The sequence below is a fragment of the Limimaricola cinnabarinus genome, assembly GCF_002723615.1.
Classification (GTDB): Bacteria; Pseudomonadota; Alphaproteobacteria; order Rhodobacterales; family Rhodobacteraceae; genus Limimaricola; species Limimaricola cinnabarinus_B.
The window spans coordinates 155,991-175,325 of the sequence record NZ_KZ304952.1; the positions used below are offsets into that span (position 1 = coordinate 155,991).

17 protein-coding genes are annotated in these 19,335 nt (G+C 69.9%); 3 read left to right on the top strand and 14 right to left on the bottom strand.

The window, feature by feature from the left end; all coding sequences use genetic code 11:
* Positions 1-55: 55 nt before the first annotated feature.
* The 6 genes from CJ301_RS03955 to CJ301_RS03980 form a co-directional block, all read right to left on the bottom strand.
* Positions 56-250, bottom strand: a complete 195-nt coding sequence (locus CJ301_RS03955) for a DUF2065 family protein (protein ID WP_099274517.1) — start codon at positions 248-250, stop codon at positions 56-58.
* Positions 247-1,386, bottom strand: coding sequence for a protease modulator HflC (gene hflC / locus CJ301_RS03960; RefSeq protein ID WP_099274519.1), 1,140 nt, complete (start codon positions 1,384-1,386; stop codon positions 247-249). The genes CJ301_RS03955 and hflC overlap by 4 nt, the downstream gene beginning before the upstream one ends.
* A gap of 1 nt (position 1,387) precedes the next feature.
* Positions 1,388-2,584 (bottom strand): FtsH protease activity modulator HflK, encoded by a 1,197-nt coding sequence (gene hflK, locus CJ301_RS03965; protein ID WP_099274521.1) that lies wholly within the window; start codon positions 2,582-2,584, stop codon positions 1,388-1,390.
* An 80-nt stretch (positions 2,585-2,664) separates the two neighbouring features.
* On the bottom strand, positions 2,665-4,110 hold the full coding sequence (locus CJ301_RS03970; protein ID WP_099274523.1) for an FAD-dependent oxidoreductase: 1,446 nt from the start codon (positions 4,108-4,110) through the stop codon (positions 2,665-2,667).
* 13 nt (positions 4,111-4,123) lie between these two features.
* Positions 4,124-4,909 (bottom strand): ribose-5-phosphate isomerase RpiA, encoded by a 786-nt coding sequence (gene rpiA, locus CJ301_RS03975; RefSeq protein WP_099274525.1) that lies wholly within the window; start codon positions 4,907-4,909, stop codon positions 4,124-4,126.
* 128 nt (positions 4,910-5,037) lie between these two features.
* A complete protein-coding gene (locus CJ301_RS03980) occupies positions 5,038-5,643 on the bottom strand; it encodes a riboflavin synthase (RefSeq protein ID WP_099274528.1) in 606 nt (201 codons plus the stop codon).
* 148 nt (positions 5,644-5,791) lie between these two features.
* Between CJ301_RS03980 and CJ301_RS03985 the strand changes: the two genes are divergently transcribed.
* From CJ301_RS03985 to CJ301_RS03995, 3 genes are all read left to right on the top strand, one after another.
* A complete protein-coding gene (locus CJ301_RS03985; RefSeq protein WP_254050062.1) occupies positions 5,792-7,078 on the top strand; it encodes a capsule biosynthesis protein in 1,287 nt (428 codons plus the stop codon).
* 212 nt (positions 7,079-7,290) lie between these two features.
* Positions 7,291-8,424 carry a polysaccharide biosynthesis/export family protein gene (locus CJ301_RS03990; RefSeq protein WP_254050063.1) on the top strand — a complete coding sequence of 378 codons (1,134 nt, stop codon included), beginning with the start codon at positions 7,291-7,293 and terminating at the stop codon, positions 8,422-8,424.
* A gap of 2 nt (positions 8,425-8,426) precedes the next feature.
* Complete coding sequence (locus CJ301_RS03995) at positions 8,427-10,424, top strand: capsular polysaccharide biosynthesis protein (protein WP_099274534.1); 1,998 nt, start codon at positions 8,427-8,429, stop codon at positions 10,422-10,424.
* 7 nt (positions 10,425-10,431) lie between these two features.
* Here the strand turns inward: CJ301_RS03995 and ribD are convergent, their stop codons facing one another.
* From ribD to CJ301_RS04035, 8 genes are all read right to left on the bottom strand, one after another.
* Positions 10,432-11,514, bottom strand: a complete 1,083-nt coding sequence (ribD, locus tag CJ301_RS04000; RefSeq protein WP_099274536.1) for a bifunctional diaminohydroxyphosphoribosylaminopyrimidine deaminase/5-amino-6-(5-phosphoribosylamino)uracil reductase RibD — start codon at positions 11,512-11,514, stop codon at positions 10,432-10,434.
* Positions 11,515-11,516: 2 nt separating this feature from the next.
* A complete protein-coding gene (gene nrdR / locus CJ301_RS04005) occupies positions 11,517-11,981 on the bottom strand; it encodes a transcriptional regulator NrdR (RefSeq protein ID WP_099274538.1) in 465 nt (154 codons plus the stop codon).
* 114 nt (positions 11,982-12,095) lie between these two features.
* Positions 12,096-12,512, bottom strand: a complete 417-nt coding sequence (locus tag CJ301_RS04010; protein ID WP_099274540.1) for a secondary thiamine-phosphate synthase enzyme YjbQ — start codon at positions 12,510-12,512, stop codon at positions 12,096-12,098.
* 3 nt (positions 12,513-12,515) lie between these two features.
* Positions 12,516-12,770, bottom strand: coding sequence for a hypothetical protein (locus tag CJ301_RS04015; RefSeq protein ID WP_099274542.1), 255 nt, complete (start codon positions 12,768-12,770; stop codon positions 12,516-12,518).
* 119 nt (positions 12,771-12,889) lie between these two features.
* Entirely contained in the window at positions 12,890-14,437 is a 1,548-nt protein-coding gene (gene rmuC / locus CJ301_RS04020) for a DNA recombination protein RmuC (RefSeq protein WP_099274544.1), read from the bottom strand.
* 135 nt (positions 14,438-14,572) lie between these two features.
* Positions 14,573-16,567: an RNA polymerase sigma factor RpoD gene (rpoD, locus tag CJ301_RS04025; RefSeq protein WP_099274546.1), complete on the bottom strand. Its 1,995-nt coding sequence runs from the start codon at positions 16,565-16,567 to the stop codon at positions 14,573-14,575.
* 158 nt (positions 16,568-16,725) lie between these two features.
* Positions 16,726-18,693: a DNA primase gene (dnaG, locus tag CJ301_RS04030; protein ID WP_099274548.1), complete on the bottom strand. Its 1,968-nt coding sequence runs from the start codon at positions 18,691-18,693 to the stop codon at positions 16,726-16,728.
* Between the two features lie 133 nt (positions 18,694-18,826).
* Positions 18,827-19,282 (bottom strand): nucleoside deaminase, encoded by a 456-nt coding sequence (locus tag CJ301_RS04035; RefSeq protein ID WP_099274550.1) that lies wholly within the window; start codon positions 19,280-19,282, stop codon positions 18,827-18,829.
* Positions 19,283-19,335: the final 53 nt, after the last annotated feature.

The following is a 19,335-nucleotide window of genomic DNA, read 5'->3' on the forward strand; positions in this document are numbered from 1 at the left end:
GTCAAAGCGGTGTGACGGGCTGTAACATGGGGCGGCGGCGCAGGGGCCCGCCCCCTCAAAGCGTGGTCAGCCGCGCCATCCACAACAGCGCCACGCCGAGCGCCAGCGTGACGAGCCCCGCCATCCGCCGCTGCTCGGGCGGCATGGATTTCAGCGTTTCGAGCATCCTCACAAGCAGCGAAGGGGCCAGCGCCCAGGCCAGCCCCTCCACCACGAGCACCAGGCCGAGGCCCAGCAGGATCGGCGTCACTGCACGCTCACCGCATCATCCTCGGGCAGGGTCACCCGCGGCGTCAGCGTATCGGCCTGGCTTTCGGCCGCGGCCTCGGCATCGGCCTGCGCGTCGATCTCGCCCTCTTCGGTCGAGAAGACGACGGCGCCGTCCTCGCCCTGGCGCACCTGCAGGCTGTCGAGCCGGATGACGCCGGCATCGGCCGCGCCGGAGGCGGGCTCTTGCTCGATCCCGCCATCGAGCGGGCCGCGCTCGCGCGCAGGCGCGGGCACCACGCCCTCGGGCAGGTCGTCATTGTAGAGGTAGTCGAAGAAGGCGCTGTCGGGGGTCAGCACCATGGTCGAGTTCGAGCCCTGCAGCGCCCGCTCATAGGCCTGCAGCGAGCGGTAGAAGTCGAAGAACTCGGCATCGGCGCTGTAGGCGCCCGCGAAGATCGCGTTGGCCTCGGCGTCGGCCTCGCCTCGGGTCACCTGCGCCTCGCGCTCGGCTTCCGACAGGGTCTCGATCACGGTCCGGTCGGCCAGAGCGCGCACCCGCTGCGCGGCTTCGTTGCCGCGGGCGATCTCGTCGGCGGCCTCGCGCTCGCGCTCGGCCCGCATCCGGGCGAAGGTCGCGTCGAGGTTCTGGCTCGGCAGGTTGGTCTGCTTGAGCCGCACGTCGACCACGTCGATCCCGAGGCCCTGCGCCGAGCGCTGCGCCTGCTCGCGGATCCGGTTCATCAGCGTCCGGCGGTCCGAGGAGAGGATCGTGTCGGAGGTCACCTGGTCGGCACCGAGCACTTCGCGGATCTGGGCGTTGAGGATCGACGAAAGCCGGTCCTCGGCGGCGCGCACGCCGCCCACGCCGACGGCCTGGCGGAACTGCACCACGTCGGCGATGCGGTAGCGCGCGAAGGCGTCGACCACGAGGCGGCGGTCGTCCGAGGGCGTCACCTCGATCGTGTCGGTGTCGAGCGACAGGATCCGGTCGTCATAGGTCACGACCTCCTGGATCAGCGGGATCTTGAGCCCGAGGCCGGGCTCTTCCTTGACCTGGCGGATCTGGCCGAACTGCAGCACCAGCGCCTTTTCGCGTTCGTCCACCACGTAGATCGAGGAGAGGATCACCGCCACGGCGACGACCAGGGCGGGAAGCAGGAATGCGGTCTTTTTCATCTCAGTTCCCCTGCCCGTCGGTGGTGGAGGACGCGGCCGCGCCCTGCTGGCTGTTGCCCGAACGCTGGCCCAGCTCGTTCAGCGGCAGGAACGGCACGATGCCGGTGCCGCCGCCCTGCCCGCCATTCGCGATCGCGGGGTCGAGCACCATCTTGTCGACATCGCCCAGAACCCGCTCCATCGATTCGAGATAGAGCCTGCGGCGCGTGACCTCGGGCGCCTGGGCGTATTCGTCCTGCACCGCCGAGAAGCGGCTGGCCTGACCCAGCGCGTCGTTGATGGTCTGGGCGCGGTAGCCCTCGGCCTGCTCGACGGTCTGCGCGGCTTCACCGCGCGCCTCGGCGAGAACGCGGTTGGCATAGGCGTCGGCCTGGCGCTGCAGGCGGTCGCGCTCCTGCTCGGCGGCCTGCACGTCGCGGAAGGCGTCGATCACCTCCGAGGGCGGATCGGCGCGGTCGAGGTTGACCCGGACCACGTTGATGCCGCTCTCATAGGCGTCGAGCGTCGCCTGGATCGACTCCATCGCCGTGTCGGCGATGAGCCCGCGGTCGCGGTTGAGGATCGGGGCGAGGTTCGAGGCGGCGATGATCTCGCGCATCACCGATTCCGACACCGCCTGCACGGTGAGCTGCGGATCGCGGATGTTGAACAGGAATTTCGCCGGGTCGGAGACGTTCCAGACCACCTGGAAGCCGATATCGACGATATTGGCGTCGGTGGTGAGCATCAGCCCGTCATTGTCGCGCCCGATGCCGATGTTCTCGGTCCGCTCGGAGGTGACGTTGACGACCTCATGCGTGACCAGCGGCCAGGGCGCGAAGTTCAGACCCGGGCTGCCGGTGGAGGAGTAGGAGCCGAGGAACAGCTCGACCGACTGCTCTTCGGGCCGCACGGTGTAGAAGGACATCACGCCCCACAGCACCAGCGCGCCCGCCGCCACGAGGCCGATGGTGCCGCGCGACATGCGAAAGCCCGGCCCGCCATTGCCGCCCGACCCGGTGCCGCGGTTGTTGCCGCCGCCGCCCATGAGCACGCGAAGCTGCTCGCGGCCCTTGTTCATCAGCTCGTCGATCTGCGGGCTCTCGCCGGGCCTGCGCGGCCTTTGCGGGCCGCCGGGCCGCCTGTCGTCATCCCCGCCGCCGGTGGGCCCGCGCCCGCCGCCGCCGCCGCCCCAGGGGCCGCCGTTGTTTCCAGCCATGAAGCCACTGTTCCCTTGTTGGTTTCCCCCGTGCCGGTTTCACCCGCCACGTGTCGCATGTGTGGGCTGACGCCCGCTATTCAAGAACGCCGCACCGGCTCGCGCATGGTGACGATCTCCTCGGCCATGGTCGGATGCACCGCCACGGTCCGGTCGAAATCCTCTTTCGTCGCACCCATCTTGACCGCGATGCCCGCCAGCTGGATCAGCTCGCCCGCCTCGGGTGCGACGATATGACAGCCGAGAACCCTGCGGGTTTCGATCGAGACGATCAGCTTCATCAGCACCCGGTCGTTCGATCCGGCGAAGGAGGAGCGCATCGGCTTGAACGACGAGCAATAGACCTCGACCGGCTCGATCTCGCGCGCCGCCTCCTCGGTCAGGCCGATGGTGCCGAGCTCGGGCTGGGTGAAGACCGCCGAGGGGATCAGCGCGTGATCCACCGGGGTCGGGTTGCCCTTGAACACCGTCTCGACGAACTGCATCCCCTCGCGGATCGCCACGGGGGTGAGGTTCACCCGGTCGGTCACGTCGCCGATGGCATAGATCGAGGGGCAGGCCGTCTGGCTGTACTTGTCGACCTCGATCGCACCGCCGCGGGCAAGCTTGACCCCGGCCTCTTCCAGCCCGAGCCCTTCGGTATTGGGCTTGCGGCCGGTGGCGAAGAACACGGCGTCATAGACCGCCTCGTCGCCATTGGTCGCCTTGACCCAGACCGGCCCCTTGGTGCCGCGCTCGGCCTCGGGCAGGCTGGCGCCCGCGCCGGCGGCGTCGGAATTGGTGCCGTGCTGGCGCGCCGGGTCGCCCGCCTCGGCCTCGGGGCACATCTCGACCACGTTGGTCCCCAGATGCAGGTCGATGCCGCGCTCGCGCATCGAATCCGCGATCAGCCCGCGCGCCTCGTCGTCGAAGCCGCGCAGGATCTGCGCGCCGCGATAGAACTGCGTCACCTTCACGCCCAGACCGTGCAGGATGTTGGCGAATTCGCAGGCGATGTAGCCGCCGCCGACGATCAGGATCGATTTCGGCAGGGTCTCAAGATCGAAGATGTCGTCCGAGACCATGCCCAGATGCGCGTTCTTCATGTCGGGGCGCACCGGCCGGCCGCCGGTCGCCACGAGGATGTGCTTCGCGGTCTTGCGGCTGCCATCGGCCAGCTCGACCGTGTGCGGATCGACGACCTTGGCGCGCGCGTCGAACATCTCCACGCCGGAGCCGTCGAGCAGGCGGCGATAGACGCCTTCGAGACGGTCGAGCTCGGCATGCAGCTTCTCGCGGAAGGGCACCCAGTCGAACCGGCCCTCGCCGATCTCCCAGCCATAGGCGCGCGCCTCGTCGAGCACCTCGCCATAGCCCGAGGCATAGACCATGAGCTTTTTGGGAACGCAGCCGCGGATCACGCAGGTGCCGCCCATGCGGCTCTCCTCGGCCAGCGCCACGCTTGCCCCGGTGGCGGCGGCGGTGCGCGCGGCGCGCACCCCGCCCGAGCCGCCGCCGATCACGAAGAGATCATAGTCGAATGCCATAAGTCGGTCTGTCCTAGTCGGAAATGTCGGTGAAGATGTTGTCGGAGGCGAGGAAGTCGAACTGCGTCTCCTCGGCCTCTCCGTGCAGATCGTAGCTCTCGACGCGCCCGTCGCCATGCCCGATCACCAGCGCGTCGCAGATATCGACGAAGAGCCCGTTCTCGACCACGCCCGCGATCTGGTTGAGCGCGAGGCCGAGCTGGCGCGCATTGCCGATCCGGTTGAGATGCAGGTCGAGGATGTGGTTGTCCTCGTCGGTGCGCACCGCCTCGCCGTCCTTCATGCGCAGCGTCACCTCGCGCCCCAGCACGTCGAGCCCGACCAGCGTCTCCTCGACCAGAACCTTGGTCGCCTGCCAGCCGAAGGGGATGATCTCGACCGGCAGGGGAAAGGCGCCCAGCGTCTCGACCCGCTTGGCCGCATCGGCGATGACGACCATCCGGTCGGAGGCCGTCGCCACGATCTTTTCGTGCAAGAGCGCCGCGCCGCCACCCTTGATGAGGTTCAGCTCGCCATCGACCTCGTCGGCGCCGTCGATGGTCAGGTCGAGCCAGCCCGCCTCTTCGAGCGTGACCACCTCGATCCCCAGCTCGCGCGCCAGATCGGCGGTGCGGCGCGAGGTCGGCACGGCGCGAAAGCGCAGGCCTTCGTCGCGCACCATCTCTCCGAGGCAGCGCACCAGCCATTCGGCGGTCGAGCCGGTGCCAAGGCCGACGCGCATGCCGTCCTCGACGAGGCGGCTCGCCTGCTTGGCGGCGACGAACTTCGCCTTTTCAACGGGTGACAATGTTTTGGCCATCGGGCGCCTCCTCGCGGGTCTTCCCCCAGTTATGGGCCCGGTTATAGGAAAGAAGCCGCCCGCCTGCGAGGGGCAATCGACCCCCGCCGCGCCGCGCGCCGGGCCGGCTTTCGAAGCAGGAGACGGGATCAGGCGTCCCAGTCGCGCAGCCGCGCGACATAGCGCGCCATGGTGTCGATCTCGAGATTGATCGAGCGGCCCTGCGCGATCTCGCCCCAGTTCGTCACCTCGCGGGTGTGCGGGATCAGGTTGATGCCGAACTCCGCGCCCTCCACTTCGTTGACGGTGAGCGAGGTGCCGTTGAGCGCGACCGAGCCCTTGGGCGCGATGAACTTCGCCAGCGCGTCAGGCGCGCGAAGCCGCACCCGCAGGCTGTCGCCCTCGGCCTGGGTCGAGACCACCTCGGCCACACCGTCCACATGCCCCGAGACGATATGCCCGCCCAGCTCGTCGCCGACCTTGAGCGCGCGCTCGAGGTTGAGCCGCTTGCCCACATGCCAGCCGTCGCGGCCGATCGCGGTGCGCTCCACCGTCTCGGCCGAGATCTGCACGTCGAACCAGTTGCGCGGGCTCTGGCCCAGCGCCACCACCGTCAGGCAGACGCCGTCGCAGGCGATCGAGGCGCCGATATCGATGGTGTCGGGGTCGTAGCCCGTCGCGATGCGGGCGCGCAGATCGCCCTCCTGCACCACGTCGAGAATCTCTCCGACGTCGGTGATGATGCCTGTGAACATGGGTGCGCTCCTGTCTTGCCCGCCAAGACCTAGAGACGCCGGGCCCGCCATACAATACCGCGCCCTTCCCCGCGCCACCGCCGCGCCATAAAAGGGCCAGACGCCTTTGCGAAACGAAAGGGATCGCCCCGTCACAATGGTTCGCAACATGACCGATCCCGCCGACAGACGATTCCTGTTCCTGCAAGGGCCGCACGGGCCCTTCTTCCATCGGCTCGCGCGGATGCTGCGCGCGGCCGGGGCGCGGACCCTTCGCGTCGGCTTCAACGCGGGCGACGCGGCCTTCTGGCGCGACCGCGCGAGCTACATCCCCTATCGCGGCCGCGCCGAGGACTGGCCCGAGACGATCGCGGCGCTGATCGAGACCCATGGCATCACCGACATCGTGCTTTACGGCGACACGAGGCCCGTCCATGCCGCCGCCGTCGTGGCGGCGCGGGCGCGCGGGCTCACCGTGCATGTCTTCGAGGAAGGCTACCTGCGGCCCTGGTGGGTCACCTATGAGCGCGGCGGCACCAATGGCCATTCGCGGCTGATGCAGATCGGCATCGACGAGATGCGCGCCGCGCTGGAGCGGTCCGACCCCGAGATCGCCGAGGCGCCCGCGCATTGGGGCGACATGCGCCAGCATGTCTTCTATGGCGCGCTCTACCACTGGTTCGTGCTGTTCCGAAACCGCGGCTATGAGGGGTTTCGCGCCCATCGCGCGCTGCCGCTTGCCACCGAGGCGCGGCTCTACACGACGCGGCTTTTGCTGATGCCACTGATCGCGCTCGACCGGATCGTTGCCACCGGACGGATCCGCCGCGGCGGCTACCCCTACCACCTGGCGCTGCTGCAGCTCGAACACGATGCCAGCTTCCAGGCGCATTCGCCCTTCACGAAGATGTCGGAGTTTCTCGAACTGGTCATCGAGGGTTTCGCCCGCGGCGCGCCGCGGCACCACCACCTCGTGTTCAAGGCGCATCCTCTGGAAAACGGGCAGGCCCCGCTCAAGCGCATCATCCGCGAGGCGGCCCGCGCGCAGGGCGTGGCCGACCGGGTGCATTACCTGCGCGGCGGCAAGCTGGCGCGGCTTCTGGATGCGGCGCGCACCGCCGTCACGGTGAACTCCACCGCCGGGCAGCAGGTGCTGTGGCGCGGCATCCCGCTCAAGGCCTTCGGCCGCGCCGTCTATTCCAAGCCCGATCTCGCCTCGACCCAGCCGCTGGCCGAGTTCTTCGCCGCGCCGCAGCGCCCCGATCGGCGCGCCTATCGCGACTACCGCCGCTTCCTCCTTGAGACGAGCCAGGTGTCGGGCGGCTATTATTCCTCGGGCGGGCGAAGACGGCTGCTGCGGCAGGTGGCGGACATGATGCTTGCCGCTGAAGACCCTTATGACGCGCTGCGCACCGGCCGGGTCGCGCCGCGCCAGCCGCTGCGCGCGCTGCCCTGAGCGGCGCGGCCCGCAAGCCACACCGCGCCCGCCGCCACCGCCCGCCCGGCACGGGGCAACTGGTCACCGCATGCCCCGCGCGCTAGCCTTGCCCGCGACGGGCAGACCCTTGCCCCAGCTCAATCATGTCGGCCCGGACCAACGGGCCGCAGGCAGACCGGCCCCCGGCGCGGGGTCGCAGGCAGACAGGAACAGGTCGAGGAGACCGCGCAGTGACACCCCTTACCCACCGCCTCGCCCGCGGCGCGGCCCTCGCGGCCGCCATCGCCCTCGTCGCCGGCTGCGGGCTCACCCCGCGCTCGGGCCCCAGCAAGAACGAGATCTTCGCGGGCTCCGTGCTGCGCGAGGGCGATGCCTTCGTCGTCGCCGTGGACGACCGGGTCAACCGCATCGCCGGGGTCACCCCGGCGCTGGGCTTTGCCGCCGCCTTCGAATCCGCGGCCCTGCTGGGCTCCGACACGATCCAGCCCGGCGACGTGCTGGGGCTGACCATCTGGGAAAACGTCGATGACGGCCTGCTCGTCCCCTCGGGCCAGAACGCCACCGTGCTCGAAGAGGTGCAGGTCGACGGGGCGGGCTTCGTCTTCGTGCCCTATGCGGGCCGGATTCGCGCGGCGGGCAACACCCCCGAGGCGATCCGCCGGATCATCAGCGAAAAGCTCGAAGCCCAGACCCCCGATCCGCAGGTGCAGGTGCGCCGCCTCGCGGGCGACGGCTCGACCGTCTCGGTGGTGGGCGACGTCGGCGCGCAGGGCGTCTACCCGATCGAGCGGCCGACCCGCACGCTCTCGGCCATGCTCGCCGCCGCCGGCGGCGTCAGCGTGCGGCCCGAGCTCGCGCAGGTCACGGTCACCCGCGGCGGCACCACCGGCGAGATCTGGTTCCAGGACATCTACGAACACCCGCGCGCCGATATCGCGCTGCGCGGCGGCGACCGCATCCTCGTCGAGGCCGACACGCGCGACTTCACCGCGCTGGGCGCCACCGGGGCGCAGGAGCTGGTCGATTTCGAAAGCCGCAACATCTCGGCCATCGAGGCGATCGCCCGCGTCGGCGGTCTCAACCCGCAGCTCGCCGATCCGACCGGGGTCTTCGTCTTCCGCAACGAGCCCGCCGTGATCGCCAGCCAGATCACCGGCATCCCCGATCTCGTCGGCACGCAGCGGCTGGTCTACGTGCTCGACCTGACCCGGCCCAACGGCATGTTCCTCGCCCGCGACTTCGCGATCCGCGACGACGATACCGTCTATGTGACCGAAGCGCCGATCGTCGAGTTCAACCGGGTGATCAGCGGGCTGACCGGCTCGCTCACCGCGACGCGCGCCGCCGCCGAGTCCGTGCGCTGAGCTTGCCCGGCCCCGGCCCGCGCCGCCTTTACGTCTACAATGGCGGCCTTCTGGCGCGGCCGATGCGGGCGCGGCTGCGCGCGGCGGGCTACGCGGTGCGCAGCGGCCTGCCCGGCCGCCACGACCTCGTCGGGATCTGGGGGGCGAGCCCGACCGCCCAGCGCGGCATCGCCGTCGCCGCGCGGCGCGGCGCGGCGCTGGTGCGGATCGAGGACGCCTTCCTGCGCTCGGTGCGCCCCGGCCGGGCCGGCGCGCCGCCGCTGGGCCTGCTGATCGATCACGCGGGCGCGCATTTCGACCCCGCCCGCCCGAGCGATCTCGAAACCCTGCTGGCCACGCATCCGCTCGACGACACCGCCCTGCTCGACCGGGCGCGCGACGGCATCTCGCGGATGCGCGGCGCCGGGCTGACCAAATACAGCGGCTTCGACCCCGATCTCGAAGCGCCGCCGCCGGGCTATGTCCTCGTGGTCGACCAGACGGCGGGGGATGCGGCGGTGCGCGCCAGCCGGGGCGACCGCAACAGCTTTCTGGAGATGCTGTTCGAGGCGCGCGAGGCGCATCCCGGCGCGCGCATCCTCGTCAAGACCCATCCCGAGACGCAGCAGGGCTTTCGTGCCGGGCATCTGCGCGAAACGGATCTCGGGCCGAACATGCAGATCTGCGACGCGCCCCTTTCGCCATGGCGGCTTCTGGAGGGGGCCGTGGCGGTGCATGTCTTTTCCTCGCAGATGGGGTTCGAGGCGATCCTCGCCGGGCACAGGCCGGTGGTCCATGGCCAGCCCTTCTACGCGGGCTGGGGGCTCACGCAGGACCGCGCGCCGGTCGACCGGCGGCAGCGGCGGCTGACCCGCGCGCAGCTCTTCGCCGCGGCGATGATCCTCTACCCGCATTGGCACGACCCGCATGAGCGCCGCGCCTGCAGCTTCGAGACCGCGCTCGACGCCTTCGAGGCCGAGACCCGCGCCTGGCGCGAGGATCGGGCGGGCTGGGTCGCCAGCGGCATGCGGCTGTGGAAGCGACGCCATATCCAGAAGGGCTTTGGCACGCAGCGGGCGGTGCGCTTCGTCGATCCGCCGGAGCGGGCCGCCGCTCTGGCCGAAAAACAGGGGCGGCGGCTGATGGTCTGGGGCGACCGGCCGGCCCCCGAGGGCGCGGTGCGCATCGAGGACGGTTTCCTGCGCTCGCGCGGGCTGGGCGCGGCGCTGGTGCCGCCCGCCAGCCTCGGGCTCGACGATCTCGGCCTGCATTACGACCCCGCGCGCGAAAGCCGGATGGAGCGGCTGATCGCGGCCTCGCCCGCCCTGCCCGACGCCGAGCGCCGCCGCGCGCGGCGGCTGGTCGAAGGGCTGCGCGCGGCCGGGCTGTCGAAATACAACCTCGCGGGCACAGAGCTGCCGCCGCTGCCCGAGGGGCACCGCATCCTCGTGCCCGGGCAGGTCGAGGACGACGCCGCGATCCGGCTTGGCGCGGGCGCGGTGCGCAGCAATCTCGCCCTGTTGCAGGCGGTCCGCGCCGCGCATCCCGAGGCGGTGATCCTCTACAAGCCGCATCCCGACGTCGAGGCGGGGCTCAGGCCCGGCGCAGTGGCCGAGCCGCATCTCGCGGCGGATGTCGTGCTCATCGGCGTCGGCGCGGTGGAGGCGCTGGAGGTGGCCGACGAGGTCTGGACCATGACTTCGGGCATCGGCTTCGAGGCTCTGCTGCGCGAGCGGCCCGTCACCTGCCTCGGCACGCCCTTCTATGCGGGCTGGGGGCTGACCCGCGACCTCGGCCCGCCCTGCCCGCGCCGGCAAGCGCGCCCCGATCTTTGGAGCCTCGCCCATGCGGCGCTGATCGGCTGGCCGCGCTATTTCGACCCCGTGAGCGGCAGGCCCTGCCCGCCGGAACTGGTGCTCGAACGACTGGCATCAGGAGAGATCGCACGCCGCCCCGGCCTGCGCGCGCTGGCCAGGCTGCAAGGCGTCTTCGCCTCCGCCGCGCCGCTCTGGCGGCGGTGAGGCAGGCTCAGGGCCTGCGCCACAGGCTCAGAAGATCCGCGCCGATGCGCTCCTGATGCGCCAGCCGCAGGCGCGGCGCTTCGGCCAGCCGGTCGATCCCCATCGCCGCAAGCGCCGGCGTGCCCTCGGCCCCGATCGCGCAGCCGGCGGTGAACAGCGCCAGCTCGTCCACGAGACCGGCGGCAAGAAGCGAGGCGGCCAGCCCCGCCCCGCCTTCGCAAAACACCCGCGTCAGGCCCCTCTCCGCCAGCGCCGCCATCACCTGCGCGACATCGACCTGCCCGTTCGACAGGCCGCAAGGCAGGCTCACCGCGCCGCGCGCCGTCCATGGCGCGGGATCGACGGCCCGGTCGTGGCACAGCCAAAGCGGGATGTCCCCGGCGCTGCGCGCCAGCGCGCCCTCGGGCGGCAGGTCGAGCCTGCGCGACACCACCACCCGCACCGGCTGACGGTCGATGCCCAAGCCCCGCACGTTGAGCATCGGGTCGTCCGCCCGCGCCGTGCCGCCGCCGACCATGACCGCGTCGTGCCGGGCGCGCATCATGTGGACCCGCGCCCGCGCCTGCGGCCCGGTGATCCAGCGGCTCTCGCCGGTGCCGGTGGCGATGCGCCCGTCGAGGCTGGCGGCGAGCTTGAGGGTGACGAAGGGCCGGTCGCGCTCGATCCGGCTGAGGAACCCCGCGAGATCCCGCCGCGCCTTGGCCTCCATCAGCCCCGTCTCGACCGCGATCCCCGCCGCGCGCAGCCGCGCGATGCCGCGGCCCGCAACCCGGCGGTCGGGGTCCTGCGCCGCCACCACCACACGCGCCACGCCAGCCGCCACCAGCGCCTCGGCGCAGGGCGGCGTGCGGCCATGATGCGCGCAGGGCTCCAGCGTGACATAGGCCGTGGCCCCGCGCGCGGCCTCGCCCGCCTGCGCCAGCGCCTGCGTTTCGGCATGCGGCCTGCCGCCATCGGCGGTGCGGCCCCGCCCGACGATCCGAGCCCTCGCCACGATGACGCAGCCCACATTCGGGTTGGGCCAGACCCGCCCCATCCCGCGCCGCCCCAGGGACAGCGCCAGCGCCATGAAGCGCCGATCGCGCGCCATGCTCACTTGTTGGCCGGGTCGGGGCGAAGCTGGGACATGAAACGATCGAAATCGCCCACGGCCTGGAAATTCATGTAGACGCTGGCAAATCGCACATAGGCCACCGTGTCGATCCGGGCGAGCGACTCCATGACGATCTCGCCGATCTTGGCGGAGGGAATGTCGGTGTCGCCCATGCTTTCGAGCCGGCGCACGATGCCCGAAATCATCTGATCCATGCGCTCGGGCTCCACGGGGCGCTTTTGCAGCGCGATGCGGATCGAGCGTTCGAGCTTGTCGCGGTCGAACTCCTCGCGCCGTCCATTGGACTTGATCACCACCAGATCGCGCAGCTGCACGCGCTCATAAGTGGTGAAGCGCCCGCTGCAGGAGGGGCAAAAGCGCCTGCGCCGGATCGCGGCATGATCCTCGGCAGGGCGCGAGTCCTTGACCTGCGTGTCTAGATTTCCACAAAACGGGCAGCGCATCCGGGTCCTCGTCACATCTCTTGGGGGGCTTGGCCCGCCTTCCACCGCCAGTATAGGGAGATGCCCAAGAATTGGGTAGGGGTCGTGACGGACCCACCAGATAGCGAGGCGGCCTCAGCGCAGAAGGCCGATCACCTCGCGCCGATGCGGCGCCTGCCGATGCTCGAAGAGGTAGATCCCCTGCCAGGTGCCCAAGGCCATGCGCCCGCCGATCACCGGGATCTGCAGCGAGGTCGGCAAGAGCGCGGACTTGATATGCCCCGGCATGTCGTCCGGCCCCTCATAGGTGTGGGTCAGGTAGGACATCGCGGGGTCGTCGCCGGGCGGCACCAGCCGGTGGAAGAAGGCCGCGAGGTCGCCGCGCACCTCGGGGTCGGCGTTTTCCTGTATCAGCAGAGAGCAGGAGGTATGGCGCACGAAGAGGGTCAGCAGCGCCTCATCGGCAGAGGCGCTGTCGACAAAATCGGCGACGTCACGGGTGAATTCCGTCAGCCCCGGCCCGCGCGTCGCGATATCGAAGCGCCGGTGCAAGGCTCAGATCGCCACGCAGCGCACCGAAGGCGCGGCAGCATCTTCGGCCCCGCCGCCGATGAAGACCTGCTCCAGCGTGGCGCGGCAGTCTTCGATCTCGGCGGCGGCCACCGGGATCTCGATCACGCCGTCGAGGTCATAGCGGCTGGCGGGCTCGGTCATGTCGGCGAAGCCGGCGGCCGAGGACAGGATCGGCGCGACACCCATGAGCGGCATGGTCAGGGCGGCTGCGAGGGCGATGGCAATCGGCTTTTTCATGGCGGTGTCTCCCGTCTCGATCCTGCATGACCAACACGAAAGCACTCGGAAGGTTTCGTATTAGTTTACATGCGGCTGAAGACCAGTGGCGCGGGGGCAACACTCAGGCTCCATGAGGCTCACTCCGCGGGTTCACGCGCATCGAGCGCGAGCTTTCCGGGCGTCTCGTCCCCGGCATCGTCGAACTCCACGGCGAGGGTCTTTTGCGTGCGCGCGCCCATCGCCTTGAGCTTTTCGATCTGGCCCAGCACGTTGCCCCGCCCGGTCGAAAGCTGCCCCATCGCGTCGTCATGCGCGCGGCTCGCGGTGGCCAGCGCCCGGCCCACCTGATCCATGTTGGCGACGAAGCCCGCGACCTTGTCGTAGAGAAGCCCCGCCCGCTTGGCGATGTCCTCGGCGTTGCTCTCGCGCCGCTCGACCGTCCAGATGTGATCGACGGTGCGCAACGTCACCATCAGCGTCGTGGGCGTCATCACCCCCACCCCCTTGGAGACGGCATAAGCGGTCAGATCGCCCGTCTCCGACAGCGCCGCCGAAAGCGCGCCCTCGATCGGCATGAACATCAGCACGTAATCGACCGAGCCCTCCTGCATCGCGTGGTAGCCCTTGGCGGCGAGCTGGTCGATATGGCGCTTCACCGAAGCGACATGGTCGCGCAGGTGGCGTTTGCGCTCTTCCTCCGTCTCGGCATTGACCGCCGCCTCGTAGGCGACGAGGCTCACCTTGCTGTCGACCACGAGGCTCTTGCCGCGCGGCATCTTGATGACCACGTCGGGCCGCCAGCGCGCGCCCGCCTCGTCGGTATGGCTTTCCTGCACGGTGTAATGCGTGCCGCGCTCCAGCCCCGAGCTTTCGAGGATGCGTTCGAGGATCATCTCGCCCCAGGCGCCCTGCTTTTGCTTGTCGCCCTTGAGCGCGCGGGTGAGTGCCGCCGCCTCCGAACGGATCGTCTCGGACTGCGTCGTCAGCATCTCGATCTGCTGGCCCAGGCGCGCGCGCTCCTCGTCGGCCTTGCCATGCACCTGCCGCAGCTCGGTCTCGAAGCGCGAGACGTGGTCGCGGAAGGGCGTCAGAAGCTCGGTCAGCTTGGCGGTGTTGGCCTTGGAGAAATCCTCGCCGGTCTGGCGCAGGGTCTTGGTCGCCAGCTCCTCGAAGCGGCGCGACATCTCCTCGCGCAGCTCCTTGAGCTCGGCGATCCGCTTCTCCGCGCCCGCGATCTGGCCCGCGCTGTCGGCCTGCAGCGCGGCGTGGTCGGATTGCAGCTGCGCATGGCGCGCCTGAAGCTCGCGCATCTCCTGCGTGACCTTCTCCAGCTGTGCCTTCAACTCGTCGCGCGCCTGCTCCAGCCCGCGCCGGGCCTCCTCCAGCGCCGCCTTGGCCGAACGTGTCTCGCCATGCGCCGCGTCGCTTTCGAACTGGGCGCGGCGGGCCTCGGCCAGCTCCTGCTTCAGCGCCTTCAGCTCGCGTTCGCGCTCTTCGAGCCGCGTGCCCTGCCCTTCGGCCCGCGCCCGGCTCTCGTCGAGATCGCGCCGCCCGGCATCGAGATCGGCGCGCAACCCGGCCAGTGCCGTGCGCGCGCCCCTGAGCCCGGTCAGCACCGCGACGAGCGCGAGCAGGAGAAGAAGGGCCGCGCCGAGGCTGGCGAGAAGGAGGGGATCGGAGGGCATGGGAACATCCTGTCTGGAACTGCGCCGATGTTCACGGTTCGGCCCCGACCCGTCAACCCGGCGTTGTGAAAGCCGCAGAAACGCGAAACGGCGGCAGGATGTCCTGCCGCCGTTTCGTATAATTTCGCCTCGCGCTTACTGGTCGAGGAAGCTGCGCAGCTTGCGCGAGCGGCTCGGATGCTTGAGCTTGCGCAGCGCCTTGGCCTCGATCTGGCGGATCCGCTCGCGCGTCACCGAGAACTGCTGGCCGACCTCTTCGAGCGTGTGGTCGGTGTTCATGCCGATGCCGAAGCGCATCCTGAGCACCCGCTCCTCGCGCGGGGTGAGCGAGGCGAGAACGCGGGTCGTCGTCTCCTTCAGGTTTTCCTGAATGGCGGAATCCAGCGGCAGGATCGCGTTCTTGTCCTCGATGAAGTCGCCGAGCTGGCTGTCTTCCTCGTCGCCGATCGGCGTTTCGAGGGAGATCGGCTCCTTGGCGATCTTCATCACCTTGCGGACCTTCTCGAGCGGCATCTGCAGCTTTTCGGCCAACTCCTCGGGCGTGGGCTCTCGGCCGATCTCGTGCAGCATCTGGCGCCCCGTCCGCACCAGCTTGTTGATCGTCTCGATCATGTGCACGGGAATGCGGATGGTGCGCGCCTGATCGGCGATCGAGCGGGTGATCGCCTGCCGGATCCACCATGTCGCGTAGGTCGAGAACTTGTAACCGCGGCGATACTCGAACTTGTCGACGGCCTTCATCAGGCCGATATTGCCTTCCTGAATGAGGTCGAGGAACTGCAGACCGCGATTGGTGTATTTCTTGGCGATCGAGATCACGAGGCGCAGGTTGGCCTCGACCATCTCCTTCTTGGCGGCGCGCGCCTCCTTCTCGCCCTTCTGGACCTGCTGGACGATGCGGCGGAATTCGCCGATGTCGACGCCGACATACTGGCCGACCTGCGCCATCTCGCCGCGCAGCTCCTCGACCTTGCCCGAGGAACGCTCGAACAGCGCCTGCCAGCCCCGGCCCGGCTTTTCGGCCATGCGGTCCATCCAGGAGGGATCGAGCTCGGCGCCGCGATAGGCGTCGATAAACTCGCGGCGGTTGATGCGAGCCTGGTCGGCGAGCTTCACCATGCTCGAATCGATCGACATGATCCGGCGGTTGATGCCGTAGAGCTGGTCGATCAGCGCCTCGATGCGGTTGTTGTGCAGGTGCAGCGAGTTGACGAGGATCACCAGCTCGGAGCGCAGCGCCTGGTACTCGGCCTCGTTGGCCTTGGAGAAGCTCGCATCCTCGTTGAGGGTCGCGGACATGCGCGCGTCCTGCATCGCGGAGAGGCGGTCGAAATTCTCGGCGATGGTGTCGAGCGTTTCGAGCACGCGCGGCTTGAGCGCGGCCTCCATCGCGGCGAGCGACATGTTGTGCTGCTCGTCGTCGTCGTCGTCATCATCGTTGCTGCGGATCGGGTTGCCGTCGGCGTCGTATTCGGGCTTGTCGCCCGAGCCGCGCTCGGACTTCTCCGCCGGGGCGGCGGCGCCGGGCTCGACCACGGGCTCCTCGCCCTCCTCGTCGCCCATCTGGCCCGAGAAGGTGGTCTCGAGGTCGATCACGTCGCGCAGCAGGATGTCCTCGGACAGAAGCTCGTCGCGCCAGATCGTGATCGCCTGGAAGGTCAGCGGGCTTTCGCAGAGCCCGGCGATCATGGTGTTGCGGCCGGCCTCGATGCGCTTGGCGATGGCGATCTCGCCCTCGCGGCTCAGAAGCTCGACCGAGCCCATCTCGCGCAGATACATGCGCACCGGGTCGTCGGTGCGGTCGAGCTTCTCGGCCTCGGCGCCGCCCAGCGCGACCTCGCGGTTGCCGCTGACCGTGGCGACCTCGCGCGAGCCGCTCTCCTCGACCTCTTCGCTCTCCTCGGCCTCGGTCACCTGGATGCCCATTTCCGAGAGCATCGACATGACGTCCTCGATCTGGTCCGAGGAGACCTGATCGGGCGGCAGGACCTGGTTGAGCTGGTCGTAGGTGATGTAGCCGCGCTCGCGCGCTTCGGAGATCATCTTCTTGACCGCCGCCTGGCTCATGTCGAGCGTCATCGCCCCGTCCTGGTCGTCGTCCTTGCGGTCGTCGGTGTCTTTCGCGGCCATGAAGGGCTCCTCGTTCGGTGAACGTCCTGTCCAGCGCCGGGCAGTGATTCGGACTGCCCGAATCAACCCGCAAGGGCCGCGATTCGCAACCTCCCGGCGCCCGATTCTTTGATGCTTTTGCAACGTCCGCCGCCGAATCGGGTGCGGCGGGTCGCGGTTCAGCCGTCCCTGGGCCCCGCCTTGCCGAAGGCGATGGTCCCCAGAAGGGCGTCGAATTCGGACCTCTCGTCGCGCCGCATCGGTGCGCCGTTGGTGCCGTATTCGTATTCGGTCGTGTCCTCCCCGTCGCCGCGCCCCGCCTTGTCGAGCGCCTCGGCCGCGCGCGACAGGCGCCATGTCAGCCCCTCGTCGCTCAAGCCCGACTGGTCCTCGACCGCCTCGGCCAGCTCCCTCGCATGGCCGCGCCGCGCGTCGAGCTTGGCCAGCTCCTCGGCGAGGCACATGCGCGCCAGCTCGGCGTCGCCGGGTCGGCGGACGCCCGGGCTGATCGCCACATGGCGCTGGGAGAACAGGGTTTCAAGAGCCTGCGCGCCGAGCCGCGCCTCGAGCGCGCCGCGCAGGTCGGCCTCGTGGTGGCAGGCAAGGATGCCATGCGCCAATGCGGCGTGGTCGGGGTCGCGGCAATCCATCCGCTCCAGCGCCGGTTCGAACTCGTGCAGCACCTCGGGCGTGGCGATCAGCGTGGCGAGGATGACCGCCTCGCGCAGGTGATCCTCGACCACGCCGCCGGTGGCGAGCATGGAGGCGCGCGCGGAGGGGCTGGGGGCCAGCGGCAGCTGGCCGGGCTTGAAGAAGCCGCCCTTGCCGCCCCGGTCGATCCGGGTCGGGCCACCCTGGCGGCGCGGGTTGAACAGCTCCCATTTGAGGCGTTTCAGCTCGGCCTCGTAATGGCCGCGCAGATCCGGCTCGCGGATCTGGGCCACCGCCTCGCGCAGCCGCTTGTCGAGCGCGGCGCGCCGTTCGGGGCTGTCGAAGTCGTGGCCTTCGGTCTCGCGCCGCCACAGCAGCTGCACCATGGGCTGGGCCTGCGCCACCACCTCGCGCATCGCGGTCGCGCCCTTGGCGCGGATCAGGTCGTCGGGATCGAGCCCCTCGGGCATCAGCGCGAAGCGCAGCCCCTGCCCCGCGCCGATCAGCGGCAGCGCGAGGTCGATCACGCGGCGCGCCGCGCGCAGCCCCGCCGCATCGCCGTCGAGCGCGATCACCGGCTCGGGATGGACGCGCCACATCATCTGCAGCTGGCTTTCGGTGACGGCCGTTCCCAGCGGCGCCACCGCCGCCTTCAACCCGGCCTCCGACAGCGCGATCACATCCATGTAGCCTTCGGCCACGACCAGCGGCTCACCCTTGCCCGCCGCCTCGCGGGCCGGGCCGAGATTGTAGAGGTTGCGCCCCTTGTCGAAGAGCTCGGTCTCGGGGGAATTGAGGTATTTCGCCCGCGCATTGGGGTCCATCGCCCGCCCGCCCAGCGCGATGGCGCGGCCGCGCGCGTCGCGTATGGGAAAGATGATGCGCCCACGAAACCGGTCATAGGACGCGCCACCGCCTTCGGGCCTTGCGGCCAGACCGGCGGCGACGATCATCTCCTCGGGGATGCCCTTGCCCTTGAGCGCGCGGGTGAGCGCGGCGCGGTCGTCGGGGGCGAAGCCCAGCTCCCAGCGCGCCTGCGCCTCGCCGTCGAGCCCGCGCCCGGCGAGGTAGTCACGCGCCGCCGCTGCGCCATTGGTGCGCAGCTGCATGCGGAACCACTGCACCGCCTGCTCCATCACCTCGACCAGCTCGCTCCGCCGATCGGCCTTCTTTTGCGCCTGCGGATCGCGCTCGGGCATGGCCATGCCGGCCTCGCCCGCGAGGATCTTCACCGCCTCGATGAAGTCGACATTCTCGGTCTCGCGCACGAAGGAGATCGCGTCGCCCTTCGCGTGGCAGCCGAAGCAGTAGTAGAAGCCCTTGCGGTCGTCGACGTGGAAGCTTGCCGATTTTTCCTGATGAAAGGGGCACGGCGCCCAGAAGTCGCCCTTGGACTGGTTCGACTTCTTCATGTCCCACGCGACCTTGCGCCCGACCACCTGGCCGAGGCTGAGGCGCGTGCGCAATTCGTCGAGGAAACCGGGGGGCAGACTCATGGCGCCAATATCGGGCCGGGCGCGGGCCAAGTCCAGAACCCCCACCCCGCGCGGGCGATCAATTCTTTCGCGCCGCCCCCCGGTTCATCTTTCCTGAAATACGCATGGCGCATGGCCGGCCCCGCGCGCGGCCTCACCCATTTCGCAGCCCCGCGAAGAACCGGGCGAGCAGCGCTTGGGCTTCCCCTGCCGCGATCCCGTCGAAGATCTCGGGGCGATGGTGGCATTGCGGGTGCGAAAAGACGCGCGCGCCTTGCGCCACGCCGCCGGATTTGGGGTCCGCCGCGCCGTAATGCAGCCGCGCGATCCGGGCGTAGGAGATGGCGGCGGCGCACATCGGGCAAGGCTCCAGCGTTACCCATAGCGCGCAGCCCGTCAGCCGCTCGGAGCCAAGGCTGGCGCAGGCCTGCCGGATCGCCAGCATTTCGGCATGCGCCGTGGGATCGCTTCTCTCGCGCGTGCGGTTGCCCGCCTGCCCGATCACCCGGCCCGACGCATCCGCCACCACCGCGCCCACCGGCACCTCGCCGCGCGCGGCGGCGGCGCGCGCCTCGGTCAGCGCGAGGGTCATATGGGAGCGAAACCGCATGCGGCCTGATGCCCTGCCCGCCTGCGCTCTGGCAAGGGGGCGCGCGAGCGGCT

Coding starts and splice junctions, on each gene's coding strand:
- hflC (WP_099274519.1), bottom strand. CDS start 1,386: ATGAAAAAGACCGCATTCCTGCTTCCCGCCCTGGTCGTCGCCGTGGCG.
- hflK (WP_099274521.1), bottom strand. CDS start 2,584: ATGGCTGGAAACAACGGCGGCCCCTGGGGCGGCGGCGGCGGCGGGCGC.
- CJ301_RS03970 (WP_099274523.1), bottom strand. CDS start 4,110: ATGGCATTCGACTATGATCTCTTCGTGATCGGCGGCGGCTCGGGCGGG.
- rpiA (WP_099274525.1), bottom strand. CDS start 4,909: ATGGCCAAAACATTGTCACCCGTTGAAAAGGCGAAGTTCGTCGCCGCC.
- CJ301_RS03980 (WP_099274528.1), bottom strand. CDS start 5,643: ATGTTCACAGGCATCATCACCGACGTCGGAGAGATTCTCGACGTGGTG.
- CJ301_RS03985 (WP_254050062.1), top strand. CDS start 5,792: ATGACCGATCCCGCCGACAGACGATTCCTGTTCCTGCAAGGGCCGCAC.
- ribD (WP_099274536.1), bottom strand. CDS start 11,514: ATGGCGCGCGATCGGCGCTTCATGGCGCTGGCGCTGTCCCTGGGGCGG.
- nrdR (WP_099274538.1), bottom strand. CDS start 11,981: ATGCGCTGCCCGTTTTGTGGAAATCTAGACACGCAGGTCAAGGACTCG.
- CJ301_RS04015 (WP_099274542.1), bottom strand. CDS start 12,770: ATGAAAAAGCCGATTGCCATCGCCCTCGCAGCCGCCCTGACCATGCCG.
- rmuC (WP_099274544.1), bottom strand. CDS start 14,437: ATGCCCTCCGATCCCCTCCTTCTCGCCAGCCTCGGCGCGGCCCTTCTT.
- rpoD (WP_099274546.1), bottom strand. CDS start 16,567: ATGGCCGCGAAAGACACCGACGACCGCAAGGACGACGACCAGGACGGG.
- dnaG (WP_099274548.1), bottom strand. CDS start 18,693: ATGAGTCTGCCCCCCGGTTTCCTCGACGAATTGCGCACGCGCCTCAGC.
- CJ301_RS04035 (WP_099274550.1), bottom strand. CDS start 19,282: ATGCGGTTTCGCTCCCATATGACCCTCGCGCTGACCGAGGCGCGCGCC.